The 19028-nt window shown below is 72.0% G+C and carries 13 protein-coding genes, 1 tRNA gene and 2 pseudogenes; 13 read left to right on the top strand and 3 right to left on the bottom strand.

The genetic code is table 11. The features are described 5' to 3' along the window. The first annotated feature begins 141 nt into the window (after positions 1-141). From ACFWB8_RS17850 to ACFWB8_RS17810, 9 genes are all read left to right on the top strand, one after another. The gene (locus ACFWB8_RS17850) at positions 142-1017 is read left to right on the top strand and encodes an FAD binding domain-containing protein (protein WP_385227195.1); all 876 of its coding nucleotides are present in this window, start codon (positions 142-144) and stop codon (positions 1015-1017) included. Then, positions 1014-2831, top strand: a complete 1818-nt coding sequence (locus ACFWB8_RS17845; RefSeq protein ID WP_385227192.1) for a 2Fe-2S iron-sulfur cluster-binding protein — start codon at positions 1014-1016, stop codon at positions 2829-2831. The genes ACFWB8_RS17850 and ACFWB8_RS17845 overlap by 4 nt, the downstream gene beginning before the upstream one ends. 50 nt (positions 2832-2881) lie before the next feature. Further along, positions 2882-5188, top strand: a complete 2307-nt coding sequence (locus ACFWB8_RS17840; protein WP_385227256.1) for a xanthine dehydrogenase family protein molybdopterin-binding subunit — start codon at positions 2882-2884, stop codon at positions 5186-5188. Between the two features lie 11 nt (positions 5189-5199). Then, positions 5200-5616, top strand: a complete 417-nt coding sequence (locus tag ACFWB8_RS17835; RefSeq protein ID WP_385227189.1) for a DUF2563 family protein — start codon at positions 5200-5202, stop codon at positions 5614-5616. Continuing rightward, positions 5616-7031 (top strand): hypothetical protein, encoded by a 1416-nt coding sequence (locus tag ACFWB8_RS17830; RefSeq protein ID WP_385227186.1) that lies wholly within the window; start codon positions 5616-5618, stop codon positions 7029-7031. The genes ACFWB8_RS17835 and ACFWB8_RS17830 overlap by 1 nt, the downstream gene beginning before the upstream one ends. Positions 7032-7058: 27 nt before the next feature. Then, entirely contained in the window at positions 7059-8216 is a 1158-nt protein-coding gene (gene mycP, locus ACFWB8_RS17825; RefSeq protein ID WP_385227183.1) for a type VII secretion-associated serine protease mycosin, read from the top strand. 32 nt (positions 8217-8248) lie between these two features. After that, positions 8249-8674 carry a hypothetical protein gene (locus ACFWB8_RS17820; RefSeq protein WP_385227180.1) on the top strand — a complete coding sequence of 142 codons (426 nt, stop codon included), beginning with the start codon at positions 8249-8251 and terminating at the stop codon, positions 8672-8674. Between the two features lie 13 nt (positions 8675-8687). Continuing rightward, positions 8688-11021 carry a hypothetical protein gene (locus ACFWB8_RS17815; RefSeq protein ID WP_385227177.1) on the top strand — a complete coding sequence of 778 codons (2334 nt, stop codon included), beginning with the start codon at positions 8688-8690 and terminating at the stop codon, positions 11019-11021. Between the two features lie 317 nt (positions 11022-11338). Further along, positions 11339-11734 (top strand): hypothetical protein, encoded by a 396-nt coding sequence (locus tag ACFWB8_RS17810; RefSeq protein WP_385227174.1) that lies wholly within the window; start codon positions 11339-11341, stop codon positions 11732-11734. 237 nt (positions 11735-11971) lie between these two features. Here the strand turns inward: ACFWB8_RS17810 and ACFWB8_RS17805 are convergent. Together ACFWB8_RS17805 and ACFWB8_RS17800 are read right to left on the bottom strand one after the other, a co-directional pair. Then, positions 11972-12180 (bottom strand): annotated as a pseudogene (locus ACFWB8_RS17805) (IS110 family transposase); the annotation flags it as partial. Positions 12181-12512: 332 nt separating this feature from the next. Beyond that, positions 12513-12584 (bottom strand) — tRNA-Cys (locus ACFWB8_RS17800). 266 nt (positions 12585-12850) lie between these two features. On the opposite strand from ACFWB8_RS17800, the gene ACFWB8_RS17795 reads away from it, so the two are divergent. The 4 genes and pseudogenes from ACFWB8_RS17795 to ACFWB8_RS17780 all read left to right on the top strand — a co-directional run bounded on the left by ACFWB8_RS17795 (position 12851) and on the right by ACFWB8_RS17780 (position 17008). Then, positions 12851-14323 (top strand): MFS transporter, encoded by a 1473-nt coding sequence (locus tag ACFWB8_RS17795; protein WP_385227171.1) that lies wholly within the window; start codon positions 12851-12853, stop codon positions 14321-14323. A gap of 13 nt (positions 14324-14336) precedes the next feature. Further along, positions 14337-14537, top strand: coding sequence for a hypothetical protein (locus ACFWB8_RS17790; RefSeq protein ID WP_385227168.1), 201 nt, complete (start codon positions 14337-14339; stop codon positions 14535-14537). 113 nt (positions 14538-14650) lie between these two features. Continuing rightward, positions 14651-15034, top strand: a pseudogene (locus ACFWB8_RS17785) (type II toxin-antitoxin system death-on-curing family toxin); the annotation flags it as partial. Between the two features lie 189 nt (positions 15035-15223). Next, positions 15224-17008, top strand: a complete 1785-nt coding sequence (locus ACFWB8_RS17780) for a DEAD/DEAH box helicase (RefSeq protein ID WP_385227165.1) — start codon at positions 15224-15226, stop codon at positions 17006-17008. Positions 17009-17087: 79 nt separating this feature from the next. On the opposite strand, the gene ACFWB8_RS17775 is transcribed toward ACFWB8_RS17780, so the two are convergent. After that, on the bottom strand, positions 17088-18890 hold the full coding sequence (locus tag ACFWB8_RS17775) for a hypothetical protein (RefSeq protein ID WP_385227162.1): 1803 nt from the start codon (positions 18888-18890) through the stop codon (positions 17088-17090). Between the last annotated feature and the right edge of the window lie 138 nt (positions 18891-19028).

The raw sequence follows: 19028 nt of genomic DNA, 5'->3' as shown, positions 1-19028 counted from the left end.
GCGAGGAGGGGCCCCCGGTCGACCCTCGCGCCGGGTGCCGTGCAAGATGTGCCAGAGTTGCCACGTCCCGGCGGCGAGCACGTACCGTACGGCGGACAGGCGTGAGCGCCGGGACCGGGACATCGGGAAGGGGCAGCTGGGTTGACCACGCACGCACCGCAGGCGGCGCAGTCCGTGACGCTGCCGGCCTCGCTCGAGGAGGCCGTGGCGGCACTCGCCGCCATGCCCGCCGCCGTGCCCGTGGCCGGCGGCACCGACCTCATGGCCGCCGTCAACGCCGGGCTGCTGCGGCCCGCCGCGCTGGTGGGCCTGGGCCGGATCAACGAGATCCGCGGCTGGCAGTACCAGGACGGGCACGCGCTGCTCGGCGCGGGCCTCACCCACGCGCGGATGGGCCGGCCCGACTTCGCCGCCCTGATCCCGGCCCTGGCCGCCGCCGCGCGCGCCGCCGGGCCGCCGCAGATCCGCAACGCCGGCACGCTCGGCGGGAACATCGCCACGGCCGCGCCGACGGGTGACGCGCTGCCCGTGCTGGCCGCGCTGGAGGCCGTACTGCTCATCGTCGGGCCGGGCGGGTCCGGGCGCGAGATCCCCGTGTCGCACCTGCTGGCGGGCCGCGAGATGCTGCGGCCGGGCGAGCTGATCGGCTTCGTCCGGGTGCCGCTGCTGCACGCCCCGCAGGTCTTCCTGAAGGCCACGGGCCGTACGGGTCCGGGGCGCGCGGTGGCGTCCGTGGGGCTCGTGCTGGATCCCGCGCGCCGGGGTGTGCGCTGTGCGATCGGAGCGGTCGCCCCGATGCCGCTGCGGCCGCTGGAAGCCGAGCAGTGGGTGGCGTCGTTGATCGACTGGGACGGGGAACGGAGCCTGGCCCCGGAGGCGCTGGAGGCCTTCGGCGAGTACGTAGCGGCCGCGTGCGTTCCCGACCAGGGGGAACCGGTGGCTCCCGGCGTACTGCATCTGCGGCGGACGGTGGCCGTGCTGGCACGGAGGGCCCTGGGGAGGGCGCTGACCTCATGAGTGAGAACGAGATCGAGAACGTGAGTGGTGGCAGCGGCCCCGCGTGGGGCTGGGAACCGGTACCGCACGGCGGCGAGTACGACTCCGACGCGACGGCCTTCGTGAAGCTGCCGCAGGACATGCTGGACGCGCTCGACACCGGGGAGCCGCTGGCTGCCCCCGGGCACGGGTACGTGCCGCCGCCGATGATCGTGCCGCTGGGCTCCGCGAGCACGGATCCGGCGGCGACGGGGACGTGGGCGATGCCGGTCCAGTGGCCTGAGGCCGGGGCCGGGGCGTCGGTCGCGTCCGGCGCGGCGCAGGGGTCCGCTCCGGCGCCCGCTTCGCCGCCCGCTCCGGCTCCGGTGCGCGGGCCGATCCCGGCATCGGTGCCGATCCCGGCGTCGGTGGCGGCCGCGTTCGCCGAGCCGCACGTAGCCGAGCCGCACGTAGCCGAGCCGCACGTCGAGGCGCGGGCCGTCGAGGCGCCGGCCGAGCCGGACGCCGGGCTGGACATCGACCCGGGGGCCACTGCCGAGTGGCGGTTTCCCGAAGTCGCGACGGGCGAGTTCCAGCCGGGCGCGCTGGCGGCCGACTGGAGCCAGGCCCCGGCGACGCTGCCCGGCGGGGCCGCGGCCCCGTGGGCGAGCCACCCCGACTTCGACGGGGGACTGAACTCGGGCGTGCTGCCGGGTGCCCCCGCGGCCGGCGCGCTGAGCCGCGGGCCGCGCGTGCTGGGCGGCCCGGGCGTGGGCACCCCGCTGCCCGCACCGGAGCCGGAGGGGGAGCCGGTGCATCCGGCCCCGCACGACATCGAGGCCGTCCACGGCCCGGCCGAGCCCCCGGTGGCGGGGGAGCGCCCGCATCCGGGGACGGAGGGCGGGCACGGTGCCGGCCGTGGCCTCGGCTCTGGCCCTGGTCCCGGCTCTGGCCTTGGCCCTGGCTCGACCGACGGGCACGGCTTCGTGGTGCCGCCGGTCGAGGAGGCGCCGGTGGAGGTGCCGCCGGTCGAGGAGGCGCCGGTCGAGGAGGGCGGGCGGACCGTCGCCGAAGCGGAGGCCGAGCCCGCTCCGGGTGAGGACACCGCCGACCGTGCTGTCACGGCGGCGGAGGGGGGCTTCGGCGAAGGGGTCCCAGACGCCGGGCCGACGTACGAGGAAGAACCGGAGGCCGCGGCCGTCGCTCATCACGAGCACCCGCTGGCCTCCTACGTGCTGCGCGTCAACGGCGCCGACCGTCCCGTCACCGGCGCCTGGATCGGTGAGTCCCTCCTCTACGTGCTGCGCGAGCGCCTCGGCCTCGCCGGCGCCAAGGACGGCTGCTCGCAAGGCGAATGCGGCGCCTGCGCCGTGCAGGTCGACGGCCGGCTCGTCGCCTCCTGCCTCGTCCCGGCGGCGACGGCCGCGGGCAGCGAGGTCCGCACGGTCGAGGGGCTGGCGACGGACGGGGAACTGTCGGACGTGCAGCAGGCGTTGTGCAGGTCGGGTGCGGTGCAGTGCGGGTTCTGCGTGCCCGGCATGGCCATGACCATCCACGACCTGCTGGAAGGCAACCACGCCCCCAGTGAGCTGGAGACCCGGCAGGCCCTGTGCGGGAACCTCTGCCGCTGCTCCGGCTACAAGGGCGTCATCGACGCGGTGCAGGACGTCGTGGCCGGCCGCGAGGCGGCGGCCGCGGAGAACGCGGCGTCGTCCGGATCGGCCGGGCCGGGCGGCTCGGGCGGCTCGTCCGCCGCGGCTTCCGAGCCGCGCATTCCGCATCAGGCCCCGCCCGGCGAGGGTGGCGTCCACGGCACCCACGACACCCACGGCACCCACCTCGGAGGCACGGCGTGAGCGGGCAGGACGCGACGGCGACGACGGCCGCGGCCGGAGGGTCCACGACGGTGGTCGCGACCGCGACGGCCGCGGCAGCCGCGGCGCAGGCCTCCGAGCAGGAGGTGCTGCGCGGAATCGGGGTCTCCGTTCCGGCCGCGGACACCCGTGCCAAGACCGAGGGCACCTTCCCCTACGCCGCCGACCTGTGGGCCGAGGGCCTCCTGTGGGCCGCCGTGCTGCGCTCCCCGCACGCCCACGCCCGGATCCTGTCCATCGACACCTCGGCCGCCGTCGAGATGCCCGGCGTGCGCGCCGTCGTCACGCACGCCGACGTCCCCGGCGCCACCACGCACGGCCGCCGCATCGCCGACCGGCCGGTGTTCGCGCACGACGTGGTCCGCCACCACGGCGAGCCCATCGCCGCCGTCGCCGCCGACCACCCCGACACGGCGCGGCTCGCTGCCGCCGCCATCGCGGTGGAGTACGAGCTGCTGGACGCGGTCACCGACCCCGAGCAGGCGTTCGGGGCCCCCGCCCTGCACCCCGACGGCAACCTCATCCGGCACATCCCGCTCCGCTACGGCGACCCCGAAGCCACCGGCGAGGTGGTCGTCGAGGGCCTCTACCGCATCGGCCGCCAGGACCCCGCGCCCATCGGTGCCGAGGCCGGGCTGGCCGTGCCGCGGCCCGACGGCGGCGTGGAGATCTACACCGCCTCCACCGACCCGCACAGCGACCGCGACCTGGCCGCGGCGTGCTTCGGGCTGGAGCCCGACCGCGTACGGGTCGTGGTCACCGGGGTCCCGGGCGCGACGGCGGACCGCGAGGACGCGGCGTTCCAGCTGCCGCTGGGCCTCCTCGCCCTGCGCACGGGCTGCCCGGTCAAGCTCGCCGCCACCCGCGAGGAGTCCTTCCTCGGCCACACCCACCGCCACCCGACGCTGCTGCGCTACCGCCACCACGCGGACGGCGAGGGCCGCCTGGTCAAGGTCGAGGCCCAGATCCTGATGGACGCCGGCGCGTACGCCGACGCGTCCGCGGAGTCGCTCGCGGCGGCGGTGGCCTTCGCCTGCGGCCCGTACGTCGTCCCGCACGCCTTCGTCGAGGGCTGGGCGGTCCGTACGAACAACCCGCCGTCGGGCCACGTCCGCGGCGAGGGTGCCATGCAGGTCTGCGCCGCGTACGAGGGCCAGATGGACAAGCTCGCCGCGGCCCTCGGGATCGACGGCGCGGAACTGCGCCTGCGCAACGTCCTGGCCACCGGCGACCTGCTCCCCACCGGGCAGACGGTGACGTGCCCCGCTCCGGTCGCGGAACTCCTGCGCGCGGTACGGGACTTCGAGCTTCCCTCGCTCCCGAAGGACACCCCGGAGGAGGAGTGGCTGCTGCCGGGCGGCCCGGAGGGCGCGGGCGAACCGGGCGCGGTGCGGCGCGGGGTCGGCTACGGCGTCGGCATGGTGCACATGCTCGGCGCGGAGGGCGCCGACGAGGTCTCGACGGCGACGGTCAAGGTCGTGGGCGGTTCGGCGACGGTCATCTGCGCGGCGGTCGACACCGGCCAGGGCTTCTCCACGCTGGCCCGGCAGATCGTCCAGGAGACCCTGGGCGTCGACGAGGTGGTCATGGCCCCCGTCGACACCGACCAGCCGCCGGCGGGCCCCTCGGCGCACGGTCGGCACACCTGGGTCTCGGGCGGCGCGGTGGAACGGGCCGCGAAGATGGTCCGTACGCAGCTCCTCCAGCCGATGGCGCACAAGCTGGGCATGTCCACGGAACTCCTGCAGATCGCGGACGGCCGGATCACCTCGTACGACGGGGCGTTCTCCACCACCGTGACCGAGGCCATGGAGGGCAAGGAACTCTGGGCGACGGCCCAGTGCCGCCCCCACCCGACCGAACCGCTGGACGGGGACGGCCAGGGCGACGCCTTCGTGGGCCTCGCCTTCTGCGCCGTGCGCGCGGTGGTCGACGTGGACATCGAGCTCGGCTCGGTGCGCGTGGTCGAGCTGGCGGTGGCCCAGGACGTGGGCCGCGTCCTCAACCCCCGACAGCTGGAAGCCCGTATCGAAGCCGGCGTCATCCAGGGCGTGGGTGCGGCCCTGACGGAGAACCTCCGCACGGCCGCGGGCCTGATCCGCCACCCCGACCTGACGGGCTACGCCCTGCCCACTTCGCTGGACGCCCCGACGGTGCGCATCGTCAAGCTGGTGGAGGAGCGCGACGTGGTGGCGCCGTTCGGCGCCAAGGCGGCCAGCGCCGTCCCGGTGGTGACCTCCCCGGCGGCGATCGCGTCGGCGGTGCGGGCGGCCACGGGCCGGCCGGTCAACAGACTCCCGATCAGGCCGCAGGCGGCGGTCGTGGTGCCCGGCGCGTAACGGGGCCGGCGGTGGCTCTGGACCGGCGCGCGGACTTGCGCGCCCTGGAGATCGATTTCAACTCCCTCACGCACTACAAAGCAACGGTCGACGGCCTCCTCCTGAAGCTGGGCGAATCCGCGGCGTCCGACGAGGAGCTGGCCCGGTTCGCCCTGCCGTCGGGCGCCCTGGGCACGGGCTTCGCGGAGGCCGACGCGCTCTTCACGGCGTACCACACGGTCCAGGAGCACTTACGGGACCTGTCCAGGGCCCTGGCGGGGCAGATCGAGGCGCTGGGCATCGCGATCCTGTCGGCCGACAAGGGCTTCACCGCGATGGACGACGAGGCCAAGCGGCGCATGGCGGCCCTCGCGAAGCGGGCGCGGCAGGACTACGCCGAGGACCGTGACCCGCCGGCGCGCGGGAGCACGGCGGGGGGCCGGTTCTGATGGTGACGCGATTCGACGGGTACTCGCACGAGCAGCTGTGGCACATGATCGCCGCGCTCGACCCGGGGACGGTGGCGGCGCGGGCCGCGCAGCTGACGACGGCCGCGACCACGATCGAGGAGATCGGCGAGGCCCTCAAGCGGCACGAGGTCCGAGGCTGGCGGGGCGAGGCCGCCCAGGCCTTCCATGACTGGGCCGGCCGGGCGGGCAACGCGACGCTGCGCCTGAGCGAGTACAGCGCGGCGAGCGCCCAGTGGATGAGCCGCGCGGGCCAGGTGATGCACGAGACCAGGGGCGAGGGCGGCGTCCCGCCGTACGACCCGCCAACGGCGGCGGCCCTCACGGCGAACATCGCCGCGGCCCGCGCCGCCCACAACGACCCGGACGCCCAACGGATCGCCCACGACTCCCGCGCGAAACTGACGACCGACCACGAGCGCGCGATCGACGGCCTGAGAAAACTGGCGGAGGCATACGAACAGTCGACGACGCAACTAAACAGAGCAGAAATCCCCACGTTCCCCCCGGTACCGACAGTGTTCGTGCCGCAGAACTATGGCAATTCGGAGGATATTTCACCTCCTGGGGAACGGTCAGGGGGCGGGAGGCCGTCGTCGCACTCCTCAAGTGTCCCGATCGGTGCACCTGGCGGAACGCCCTCGAACGAGCCCAGTTCGGCGGCCGGGCGCCATATCCAAGTCGGCAGCATGCTCCGTCCCACCGCGGTGCACGGGCTGGTGACGGGCCAAGAGGCCGCGGATTGCGATCCAGGTGTCGTCCTGGACAGCCTCGGGACTATCTCGGAAATGTCAGCATCGAGCGGCTACCAGGCAGGAGCGCCCGTCAACACTGGCGGGGGAATCATCCCCGGTGCTGCCATTCCGCCCCTGCCGCTACCACCGTTCGGCGGTCTGGTGACACCTGGCGGCGCCAGTGGTTCCGCTGGCGCCTTTCCAGGTACCAATGCCCCTGGTGGCAATCTCGGCACCATCTCCCCGCGGGACACCGGGATCGTGGGTGGGCGTCCAGTGGGGACCGCCGGGCCGGCTGCGGGCATTCCGCGAGGTACCGTCATCGGTTCTGAGAGCACGCCAGCCGGTGGTCGAGGCCTGGGCGGAATGGCGGGCGGCGGTACTCATGGAGGTCCACGCGCTTCGGCGCCCGGTCGTCGGCTCGCCATGGAACCCGGCGGGGTCGTTGGAGGGCGCCAGCCCGGGGCGGATGGTCGGCCATTCACACAAGGTGGCTCGGGGCTCGTGCGCGGAAATACGGGCGCCATGGCACATGGTGGTGCGGGAGCCAACTCGCCTGGTAAGCGGCAGGGGATCGAGGGCGGCCAACGCCCTGAGTATCTGGCTGAGGATGTGGAGACCTGGGAGGCGCACCGCCATGTTGTGCCGCCTGTGATCGACTGAGCAGAACGGACGTTGCAGGGGATGCGTATGCGTAAGGCGACCGCGGTCGTTTTGGGTCTTCTGCTGGCCGTCGTCGCCGCGACCCTGGCCCAGGCAGAGCCCATTCGGGCGCAGCAATGGCATCTCGATGCAATGAAGGCCGACGACTTGTGGAGGCTCAGTACTGGCAAAGGAGTCACCGTAGCGGTGATCGATACCGGCATCGGTCGCATCCCAGAACTCGAGGGGCAAGTCCTTCCTGGTAAGGACTTCGCTCCGGACAATGTCGACGGCGACGAACGCAGCGACTATGACAATCACGGCACCGCCATGGCTGCTTTGATCGCGGGTTCCGGGAGGAAGTCGAGCGGTGATGGATCGTTCGGGCTTGCGCCCGATGCCCAAATTCTTCCCCTGCGTGTTCCGCACGAGGTCAGCCCGGTGACCCCATCCTGGGTTACAGCCATTCGCTACGCAGCGGACTCGAAGGCCAAGATCATCAACCTCTCCTTGGGCTTGTCCAGTGAGCCCAAGGAGGATCATGATCGATTCGAAGCTGTGAAGTACGCCTTGAGTAAAGGCAAGTTGATCTTTGCGGCCGTTGGCAACGATGGGGATGCGGGCAACAGGGTCAGTTACCCCGCCACAACGCCCGGAGTTGTGGGTGTCGGGGCAGTGGACGCCAGCGGCGTTGCGACCAAGGAGTCCGTGCACGGCCCCCAGGTGGACATGGCCGCGCCCGGCATCGACATCGTCACGGCCTGCGCCGGCAAAACGGGACTGTGCAAGAGCCACGGCACGAGCGACGCCACCGCCCTCGCCTCCGCCTCCGCGGCATTGCTCTGGTCCGCCCACCCCGACTGGACCAACAACCAGGTACTCCGCGTGCTCCTGAACACCGCCGGCAAGCCCGTGGACGGCGTCGCGCGCAACGACTACGTCGGTTACGGCATCGTCCGCCCCCGGGTCGCGCTGCCCACCCCCGGGGACCCCGGCCCGGCGGACGTGTACCCGCTGCCGGATCTCGCGGCGGCGGAGGCCGAAGCCAAGTCGCCCCCTCCGTCGTTGGACACCACGACCCCCCGGCCAGTCGCGCAGGAGGGCGACGGCAGCACCCTCCCCTGGCTCGCCCTGGGAATCGGCGCCTGCCTGCTGATCGGCGGCGCCGTCGCCGTCGCCGCCCTCGTCCGGCGCGCGAGCCGCTGACGGCGCCCGACACGCAAGGAGAACCGCCCGCGATGTCCTTCGACGAGGAATGGTCCGCCGCCCGGGCCACCGCCACCGCCAGCGCCTCCATGCGCCTCAACCACGTCGCCACCGGCCCCACCAGCCCCACCGCCCCCGCCGACCTCGAGCTCAACCAGGACCACATCGGCGCCATCGGCAGCGAGGCCCACAAGCTCCACGCGCGGCTGTCCACCGACGGCAAGCACGCCGCCACCGCCACCGCCGACGCCGCGAGCGCGCTCTCCAAGGAGAACTTCGCCAGCGGGGCGGCCCTGCTCAAGGTCAACAGCAGGTGGGAGAGCCAGGTCAAGACCCTCGTCGCCGCCTGCGCGCACATCTCCAACGGCCTGAACTACTCCCTGTCCTCCCACCACAAGGAGGAGAAGGAACTCCACGCCGAGTTCACCGCCTCCAAGATCGACACGGTTCTCAAGTAAAGGCACAGCGCAGGTGCTGAAGTACGACAACGTGATCAACGCACCCGTGGCCAAGCTCCACACCGCGGTCAGCGACTGGCAGGCGCTCGTCACCAAGCTCGAAGAGCTGGCCGAAGCCGCCCGCAACGGCATGAAGGCCAAGGCCGCCAAGGCTGAGTGGAGCGGGGTCACGGCCGGCGTGGCACGGCAGTTCGTCGACAAGACGGCCAAGGAGTTCGAGGACGCGGCCAAAGAAGCCAAGGGCATCCACCGGGCACTCACCGAGAGCCACGCCACCTTCGCATCCTCCCGCGAGAAGCTACGGAAGATCGCCGAGCAGGAGGCTCCCGCCGCCGGCTTCCGGGTCGACGCCGAAGGGCGCGTATCGACCACACCCCTCCTCACCGACGAAGAGGAGAACGCGGCGCGCCACGACCCCGACTACCAGGAGCTGATCCGGGTCAACCGGCCGAAATGGCAGGCCAGGATCGACGCGATCATCGACGAGTGCGACGACATCGACCAGTCATTGGCCCGCATCCTCAACGCGAACGTCACCGACGACCACGACTTCAGCGCACCCAAGTACGCCGGCCTCGACGCCGAACAGGCCGGCCGCGCCACCGCCCTGGCGAAGAAGGGGCGCGACCTCACCCACGCCGAGCTCATCGAGCTCAACGAACTGCTGGCGGACAACGCCAAGGTCCCGGAGTTCTCCAGGGACTTCTACGCGGCGCTCGGCCCCAAAGGCGCGCTGGAGTTCTTCGGCCGCCTGTCGACGGACACGTACGACTACTCCGACCTCGACGAGCAGCGCCTCAAGGACGTCCAGGCCCTCCAGCGCAACCTCGGCCTCAACCTCGCCACCGCCACCAACAGCAAGACCGAGCCGCACCTGCCCGACGGCTTTGCCCAGGAGCTGCGCAAACTCGGCACCCAGCACATCCCGCTGGCGAGGTACGACCAGAACCCGCCGTACGGGTACCAGCTGCTCGGCGGCATCATGCGGTACGGGAACTACGACCCGAAGTTCCTGCTCCCCATCGCGGAACACGCGACCCAGCTCCACGCGAAGGACCCGGACTTCTTCAACCAGACGCGGCAGCTCAACGGCCACGGCCGCAGCCCCCTCAACCCGTCAGGCCTCAACGGCGCCGGCTACGACCCGGTGGTCAGCTTCCTGGAGGCGCTGGGCCACAGCCCGGACGCGGCGAAGCAGTTCTTCGACCCGGACCGGCCGCCGCACGCGTACAACCACGACGGTACGGAGCGGCCGGGCCCGGCAGACCTGGGCAGGGGCGCGAAGAAGCAGCCGATCACGAGCTACCTCGACTTCTTCGGCCACGAGAAGTACGCCGCCACCATCGACGTGGCGGGCTCCAACCCGGACGACTTCGCGAAGGCGCGCGCCCACATGCCGGACGCCTTGGGCCACGCCCTGGAGGCGGCAACCCTCGGCCACGCCTGGGACGACCCGGCGCCGACGTTGGTGCGTGACAAGACTTCGGCGAGCATCATGCAGGAGGTCGTGGCCAAGTACGGCGGCGATGCGGCTCTGCTGAAGAATCAGGAGTCGATGGCGGACAGCCTTGGGCGCATGGGGGCGGGCTACATCGACGACCTCAACCACGGCTTGACTGAAAACGATTCTGTGAGTGTGTTCGCTCAGGCCACCCGCGGCCATGCGTCGTTCGAGAAGGATGACGCTCTGGGGTTCCTGAGCAGTCTCGGCCAATACCCGGACTCCTACCTCACGATGTCCCGCGCGGAGTCTGTCTTCCAGGCCTCTGTGTTGGAGTCTCAGGTGGGGTCTGACGGAAAGCTGAACCAGAGCGGTCTTACGGAGGCCGCCCGAATCGGTGGAGAATTCCAGGGGATTCTGGACGAGTCGCGTGGCAAGCAGATCGATGCCGATGCAGAGAAATGGACCAAGGATTACGAGCAGGCACTCGAGAAGCGCTCTGGCTGGGTCGAGTTCGGGACCACGGCGGGTATCGCGGCCGGCGTCGCCTTCTTGCCAGCCACCGCGGTGGCTGCCGGAGCGGCTGCGGTAATCGTGCCCCTCGCCGTCGACACCGGCAGCGGAGCGCTGGAGCAGATCGCTGGCGATGTGATTGGAGACTGGTCGGAAGCCGACCGGGAGCGCAAGAAGGAAAGGGTGGAGGGTCAGGCTCACGAGGACAAGGCGAGTGTCTACCAGCACGGGGAGGATCTGGCCCGGGCGCCCGTGCGCCGGTTCCTTGATCACCACCCCGTTGGGCCGGAGGATCCGCTGGACGAGGTTCTGAGGCAAGCAGTGCTGGTGGGCTATGACCACGGGTGGGGCATCGAGCGGCACAGGGGCAACGAGCCCCAGGTGAAGAAATAGGCCGCCGGATGGATACGCGCGGCCGGGGCACTGGGCGCGGTGTCAACATGATTGTGGCTGTGCTGACGGCCGGGATGGTCGTCACGGGCTGCGGTGGAGACGAGGCTCCGGTCGTCGGTCCGACTGAGATGTCGCCGGCTGAAGCCTGCCCCGGGGTTCTCCTCAATGTGGAGGCCCAGCAAGGGCTCGCACGGGTCATGGGCACTGCGCGCTTCCAGTTACGAAAGTACGGCGCTAACCCGGGCGTGGAATGGGTGGCTGGAGTCTTGGAGCGCGGTTACGCGATACGAGGTAGCTCGGCCGGGGCTGAGGTATGCATGGCCACCCCGTTCGACAACATGAACCGGCGGCGGGTCACTGTGGCATTCCAGGTGGAGAGCGAACTCCAACGGACCGGGGAGCACAGCGAGAACGGCGACGGCTACTACTGGGAGTACGACCTGGGGCGCAACGCCCTTGCGTTGTCCCACCAGGCGAGGCTCTTCTTCGACTGTGCGAGTACTCGCCTCGCGGGGCTCGACAAGACAGTGCCGATCAGGGCAAGCGTGAACGTGTCGAACGGCTCCGAAGAGGACGACCCCGCCCTGCGTGAAGCCAACCTCGCCATCGCCCATTCGGCCGCTCTCGCCATGGTCAAGGAGCTCGGCTGCAAGGACAACGGGGGACTGCCGGACAAGTTGGTCGTCAAGGAGAAGGCTGCCCGGACCAAGTAGCGGCGCCGGCGGGACGCCGCGGGGGCAGGTTCGGGGGCCTCTAACTCTTTGGTCAAGGTGGTGGGGTGGGTGCCGGGCGGGTAGGCCGCCTGGCACTGTGGCTGTCATGAGTGTTGAAGCACCTGTTGAGGAGTCGGCTGATGAGGGCCTGCGTCCGTGTGACCACTGCGGTCACCCGGTCTTGATCGACTCGGTCGACGAGTGCGACTGCCCAGCGTGTGGCGAGCGTGACGAGGATCAGCCTGAGGCCGCTGGCCGGGGTTCGTAGAAGGTTCCGTCGCGGAGCATGGCGAAGAGGACGTCGGCCCGTCGTCGGGCGAAGCAGAGCAGAGCAGGGCCTGGGTGTGGTGCTTCCCTTGGGCGATCTTCTTGTCGTAGTAGATCCGCGATGCCGGGTCGCCAAGTGCCGCGAACGCGGAGAGGAAGAAAGCCCGTTTGCCCCGCCGCCGGGCGGTCGAGCATGGGGGCCGGCTGTTCACGCCGGGCGGGTCGGGGCTCGTACGCTCACCCGGTGCCGCCGGTGCCGCCGGTGCCGGCGGGAGTACGCCGCGGTCGACCGGCCGCGCGGCCACGCGCCGCGGGAGCGCGTCGAGGGGGAGGCCGGCGAACGCCCCGAGTACCTCGTCGAGGACGGGGGGACCTGGGAGGGCAGGCGGGGCTCGTACCGCCGGTGATCGACTGAGTGCCACAGCCGGCCGACCCCGCCCGCCCCGCGGACCGGGCGCGGACATGGCGAAAGCCGCCCAGGGGAGCGCCTTCCCCTGAGCGGCCTGCCGCGAAGCCGTGACCGGAATCGAACCGGCGTAACTCGCTTTGCAGGCGAGTCCCTCAACCACTCGGGCACACGGCTGTGTGGTGGTGATGTGTAAGACCGTACGGAGGAGCGGTCTGCTGGGGAAGGGATCCGCGGCGGCTGCAATGTGACTGCCATGCCGCGTTCACAGTCCGGTTCATCCCAACCGTCCCCGCCCTCCCCGCCCTCCCCGCCCTCCCAACCGTCCTCGCCATCCAGGCCATCCCCGCCGTCCCCGCAGGCCCGGCCTAGGACTGGAGGCCGAGTCCGGATCCGCCGAATTGACAGGGTCGCGGGCGGGGAACGCACCTTACGCTGGGGCGATGAGCGCCCTAGAACCCCGTGTGCCCCAGAGAACCGCACCGGTCCCGCCCCCGCCGGAGGACGGGATCCTGGGTGCCGCGTACCGGACGCTCAGCATCGGGATCATCTCCGTCGTCTTCCTCATAGCCTTCGAGGCGACCGCCGTCGGTACGGCCATGCCCGTCGCCGCCCGCGAGCTGGACGGGATCGGGCTCTACGCCTTCGCCTTCTCCTCCTACTTCACCACCAGCCTCTTCGGCATGGTCCTGTCGGGCCAGTGGGCCGACCGGCAGGGCCCGTTGCGGCCGCTGACCGTCGGGATCGGGGCCTTCGCCGCCGGGCTGGTCCTCGCGGGGACCGCCGGCACGATGTGGATCTTCGTGCTCGGCCGGGCCGTACAGGGCTTCGGCGGCGGGCTGGTCATCGTCGCCCTGTACGTCGTGGTCAGCCGGGCCTACGAGGAGCGGCTGCGCCCCGCGATCATGGCGGCCTTCGCCGCGAGCTGGGTGGTCCCCTCGATCGTCGGCCCGCTGGCCTCCGGGACCGTGACCGAGCACCTCGGCTGGCGCTGGGTGTTCCTCGGGATCCCGGCCCTGGTCGTCGTGCCCCTGGTCGTCGCGCTGCCCGCGATACGGCGGACCGCCTCCGGCCCGGTGGACACGGGCGGCGGCGAGCCGGCGGCCTTCGACCGGCGGCGGATCCGGCTCGCGTTCGGGATCTCGGTGGGCGCGGGGCTGCTCCAGTACGCCGCCCAGGACCTGCGGTGGCTCTCGCTGCTGCCCGGCGCCCTGGGCGCGGCCCTGCTGGTGCCCGCCGTGCTGGGGCTGCTGCCGCGCGGCACCTACCTGGCCCGGCGCGGGCTGCCGTCCGTGGTGCTGCTGCGCGGGGTGGCGGCGGGGTCGTTCATCGCCGCGGAGAGCTTCGTACCGCTGATGCTGGTGACCCAGCGGGGGCTGAGCCCGACGCTGGCCGGCTTCTCCCTCGCGCTGGGCGGGCTCACCTGGGCGGGCGGCTCGTGGGTGCAGTCGAAGGGGCGGATGGCGCCGTACCGGGTGCGGCTGATGGTGGCCGGCATGGTGATGGTGGCCTTCGCCATCGCGGCGGCGCCGGCCGTGCTCGTCGAGTCCGTGCCGGTGTGGACCCTGGCGGTGGCCTGGGCCGTCGGCTGTCTCGGCATGGGTCTGGTGATCGGCTCCACGAGCGTGCTGCTGCTCAAGCTGTCGGCGCCGCAGGAGGCGGGGGCGAACTCCGCCGCGCTGCAGATCTCGGACGCGCTGGCGAACGTCGTGCTGCTGGCGGCGGGCGGCGCGGGGTTCGCCGCGCTGGGCGGGGGAGCGGTGGGGGCCGCGCACACGGTGGCGGCCGACGGTGGTGCCTCGCACCCCGCGGCCTTCGTGGTGGTCTTCCTGCCGATGGCGTGCGTGGCCCTGGTCGGGGCCTGGGTCGCGACCCGGCTGGACGCCCCCGCCGAGGCTCTCGGGTCACAGCGCTGACTAACCTTCCCTCATGAACGAGCTGATCATCCGGCTGTCCGACACCGAGCGCGCGGAGCTCGCCGATCTCGCCGATGCCACCGGGCGGACCCCCGAGGAGTGCGCGCGGGGCGCCGTACGGGCCCACCTGCGGGCGGAGCGGGAACGCGTCGGGGAAGCCGCCGGGCGGCTGGCCGAGCGGCACTCCGCGCTGCTGAAGCGGCTCGGCCAGTGAGGGCCGCAGGAGCGGCCGCCGGAGCCGGAGCCGCAGCCGGGGCCACACCCCCAGCCGGGGCCACACCCGCACCCGGAGCCACAGCCCGGGCCGCCGCCGGAGCCGCGGCCGCTGTGCCCGAGGTCCGCCACCTCACCCTCGCCGAGGTGCTCGACCTCGCCCGGCACGCGTGCCGGGCCCAGGACCAGCCCGTCGAGCTGCGCGCCCCCGGGCTGCTGGAGTCGGCGGTGCACCGGCCGCGCGCCCGGATGTTCGGCACCCCTGCCTACGAGGACCCGTACGAGCAGGCGGCCGCGCTGCTGCACGGCATCGCGACGAACCACCCCCTCGTCGACGGGAACAAGCGGACCGCCTGGCTCGCTGCCGCGACCTTCCTCGCCGTCAACGGCATCGATCTCGCCGACGCCGACCAGGACACGGCGTACGACCTGGTCATCGACGTGGCGGCCGGGAACGAGGTCGATGTGGCCGTGATCGCGGGGCGGTTGCGCAACCTGAGAGGCCGCACGCGAGGCCACACGCGGGGCCACACACGAGGCGACACACGAGGCGACACGAGCCGCCACATGTGACGCTCGCCGCACGCGCCGAGGTCACGGGCCTGTCCCTCCGCGAGGGCGTGCCCGGGCCGGTAGGGTGGCCCGGTTGTCCTACGTACGACTGCCGAGAGCGACGAACCGGAGACCGTGACTACTACCGCCTCCCACCACCTCTCACCCGCCTTCCCCGGCCGCGCGCCGTGGGGTACCGCCAGCAAACTGCGTGCCTGGCAGCAGGGTGCGCTGGACCGGTACCTGGAGACCCAGCCCCGCGACTTCCTCGCCGTCGCCACCCCCGGCGCCGGCAAGACGACCTTCGCGCTGACGCTCGCGTCCTGGCTGCTGCACCACCACGTGGTCCAGCAGGTGACCGTCGTCGCGCCGACCGAGCACCTCAAGAAGCAGTGGGCGGAAGCAGCCGCCCGGATAGGCATCCGGCTCGACCCGGAGTACTCGGCGGGCCCGCTGAGCAAGGACTACCACGGGGTCGCCGTCACGTACGCGGGTGTGGGCGTACGGCCGATGCTGCACCGCAACCGGTGCGAGCAGCGCAAGACCCTCGTGATCCTCGACGAGATCCACCACGCCGGCGACTCCAAGTCCTGGGGCGAGGCCTGCCTGGAGGCCTTCGACCCGGCGACCCGGCGCCTGGCCCTGACCGGTACGCCCTTCCGGTCCGACACCAACCCGATCCCCTTCGTCGCGTACGAGGAGGGCAACGACGGGATCCGGCGGTCCTCCGCCGACTACACCTACGGTTACGGCAACGCGCTGGGCGACGGCGTCGTGCGGCCGGTCATCTTCCTCTCCTACAGCGGCAACATGCGCTGGCGCACCAAGGCCGGCGACGAGATCGCCGCCCGGCTCGGCGAGCCGATGACCAAGGACGCCATCTCGCAGGCCTGGCGCACGGCGCTGGACGCGCGCGGCGACTGGATGCCGAACGTGCTGCGCGCCGCCGACCAGCGGCTGACCGAGGTCAGGAAGGGCATCCCGGACGCGGGCGGGCTGGTCATCGCCTCCGACCAGGACTCGGCGCGTTCGTACGCCAAGCTGCTCCGGGAGATCACCGGGACCAAGCCGACGGTCGTCCTGTCCGACGACACGGGCGCGTCGAAGCGGATCGACGACTTCAGTGCGAACGAGGACCGCTGGATGGTCGCCGTCCGCATGGTGTCGGAGGGCGTCGACGTGCCCCGCCTCGCGGTGGGCGTGTACGCGACGACGATCTCGACCCCGCTGTTCTTCGCGCAGGCCGTGGGCCGCTTCGTGCGCTCGCGCAGACGCGGTGAGACCGCGTCCGTGTTCCTTCCGACGATCCCGTACCTGCTCGGCTTCGCGAACGAGATGGAGGTCGAGCGCGACCACGTGCTCGACAAGCCGAAGAAGCAGGGCGAGGAAGACCCGTACGCCGAGTCCGAGAAGGAAATGGACGAGGCGAACAAGCAGGAGGACGAGGACACCGGCGAGGACGAGCAGATGTCCTTCGAGGCGCTGGAGTCCGACGCCGTCTTCGACCGGGTGCTCTACGACGGCGCCGAGTTCGGCATGCAGGCGCACCCGGGCAGCGAGGAGGAGCAGGACTACCTCGGCATCCCCGGACTGCTGGAGCCGGACCAGGTCCAGATGCTGCTCCAGAAGCGGCAGTCGCGGCAGATCGCGCACAGCAGGCGCAAGCCGGACGCGGAGGCCGACCTGCTGGAGCTGCCGGCCGACCGGCGGCCGGTGGTCTCGCACAAGGAGCTGCTGGAGCTGCGGAAGTCGCTGAACACGATGGTGGGCGCGTACGTCCACCAGAGCGGCAAGCCGCACGGGGTGATCCACACCGAGCTGCGCCGCGTGTGCGGGGGCCCGCCGAGCGCGGAGGCGACGGCCGGGCAGTTGCGCGAGCGGATCAAGAAGGTCCAGGAGTGGGCCACCCGTATGCGGTGACGCCTCCCGGCGGGGTGTGCGGTGGAATGCGGACGGGGTCCGTGCGGCGTGCCGCACGGCCCCCGTCGCCGTTGCGCCCTTACGCGGTCGGGCGCCGGCGGCGGCCGGTGCCGGCGACCAGGGCCGCGCCCATGGAGAGCGCGACCGCGGCGCCGCCGAGGGCCCAGGTGGTGGCCGGGTCGGTGCCGGTGGCGGCGAGCTGCCCGCCGGTGGTGGGAGCGGTGTGCTGGTTGCCGGCGTCGACGATCGGGGTCGTGGCGCCGCCGTCGGGCTTCGGGGTGTTGCCCGTGTCGCCGCCGCCCGTGTGGCCGCCGTTGCCGGTCTGACCGCCGGTCTGGCCGCCGGTGTTGCCACCGGTCTGGCCGCCGTTGTCCGTGCCCGTGCCCGCCGCCGCGATGATCTTGGTCGTTTTGGTGTCCGTGCGGGACGAGACGAACTCGTTCGCGGCCTCGTTCAGCACGGACCCGTCGAACGAGAAGTGGAACGCGCCGGGGACGGTGTCGCCGGTGAAGCGGATGCGGAGGTCGACCGAGGTCTTGGCGCCGGCCTTCAGGGACAGCCGGCCGATGTCACCGCCCATCACCTCCTCGGAACCGCCGAGTTCGACGTCGTGCCATCCGTTCACGCCGCGTGCCTGGAGCTGGACCTGCGAGGTGGTGACCCACGGGCCCTCGCCTTCACCGCGGCCCATGTGGGTGGCCAGCAGGAAGTCGTCGACGGCTCCGCGCCCGGTGTTGTCGAGGTGCAGCGTGAGGTTCTGCCAGTCCGCTCCGGCCCGGAAGCCCGCGTCGGGAGTTCCCTCGAAGGTCATCCGGGGGCCCTCGACGTGGGCGGCCTCGGTCGCGCCGATGATCCCCGAGTAGTAGGTGGCCATGTCGGAGACGGCGCCGCCGTGGTGCGGATCGCCGGCGCCCACGACGTTCAGGCTGAAGGAGGTGCGGGGGGCGTCTCCCGCGAACCGGACCTGGAAGACCAGGTCCCGCTGCTCGCCGGCGGCGTACTCGCCCCCGTAGGTGAAGATCCGGAGCTTGCCGTCCTCCTCGACGACCTCCACGGGGTGCCAGTAGGACTGTCCGTCGGCGGTGGTGGCGAGGAACTCCACCTCGACCTGGCCGGCCCGGATGTCCTCCGCGGCCTGCGGGACGAGGTCGACGCCGACGCGGTACTCGCCGGTCCCGGCGCGCCCGGAGTTGTCCACCTTCAGCGTGAGCGTGCGCCAGGTGGCGGCGCCGGCCCGAAAGCCCTCATGGGGCAGCCCGTCGAGGCGGAGCTTGGGTCCCTTGGCGTCCTGCTGGCCCTCGCCGGCCCGCGTGATCTTCGACTCGTAGATCGCGGTGCGGGAGTCGACGGACGTGTGGTTGCTGCCGGCGAGGTCGATGCGGATCGGGGCGGCGGCCGCTTCCGCTGCCACGCGCACCCGCACCGGGACGTCGACTGTCGCGTCCTGCTGGACGGCGGTGCCGGGCAGGAGGAACGAGGCGGTCATCGGGCTGGGGCCCGTCTCCCGTATGACGGACTGCCACACCCCCGCGACGCGGTGCTCGACCTCGATGTGGGCGCCCTTGACCGGGCGGTCGGTGCCGGAGAAGAACAGCATGAGGTCGTAGGACGGCGACAGCTTCGGCTTGCCGGTGTTGTCCAGACGCAGGCTGAGCTCGGTCCACTCGCCCCCGGCCGCGAACCCGTCCTTCGGGAGGCCGTCGATCGACAGCACCGGCCCCTTGTAGGCGTCCTCGGACGCCGCGTCCCCCTTCGGCTCCGAGTCCGGCGTGGTGACCGCCGTGCCCTTGGCCTCGTCGGCCATCGCCGGGGTCGCGGCAAGGACCGTCGGCCCGAGTACCGCGGCCGCTGCCACGATGGTCATCCGCTTGTTGAGCTTCACTGAACTGCTTCCCCTCCGTGCGGCGGCACCCGTGCGCACGACTGCGCCCCTCCCGGATGCCCGCCCCTTGTTTTTGAACATGATCAGCGTAGAGGGGGCGTGAGGGGGCCATGGGACCGGGGAGGTCACGAATTGACA

The sequence above is a fragment of the Streptomyces sp. NPDC060031 genome, from assembly GCF_042736805.1.
Classification (GTDB): Bacteria; Actinomycetota; Actinomycetes; order Streptomycetales; family Streptomycetaceae; genus Streptomyces.
Note: the sequence above shows the minus strand (reverse complement) of the source record. Positions and strands in the feature narration are given on the sequence as shown.

Bases quoted from the DNA above. Each gene is read 5' to 3' on its own strand.
- ACFWB8_RS17790 (WP_385227168.1), top strand. From the start codon at position 14,337: ATGAACGAGCTGATCATCCGGCTGTCCGACACCGAGCGCGCGGAGCTC.
- ACFWB8_RS17830 (WP_385227186.1), top strand. From the start codon at position 5,616: ATGGTGACGCGATTCGACGGGTACTCGCACGAGCAGCTGTGGCACATG.
- ACFWB8_RS17795 (WP_385227171.1), top strand. From the start codon at position 12,851: ATGAGCGCCCTAGAACCCCGTGTGCCCCAGAGAACCGCACCGGTCCCG.
- mycP (WP_385227183.1), top strand. From the start codon at position 7,059: ATGCGTAAGGCGACCGCGGTCGTTTTGGGTCTTCTGCTGGCCGTCGTC.
- ACFWB8_RS17820 (WP_385227180.1), top strand. From the start codon at position 8,249: ATGTCCTTCGACGAGGAATGGTCCGCCGCCCGGGCCACCGCCACCGCC.
- ACFWB8_RS17845 (WP_385227192.1), top strand. From the start codon at position 1,014: ATGAGTGAGAACGAGATCGAGAACGTGAGTGGTGGCAGCGGCCCCGCG.
- ACFWB8_RS17810 (WP_385227174.1), top strand. From the start codon at position 11,339: ATGGCCACCCCGTTCGACAACATGAACCGGCGGCGGGTCACTGTGGCA.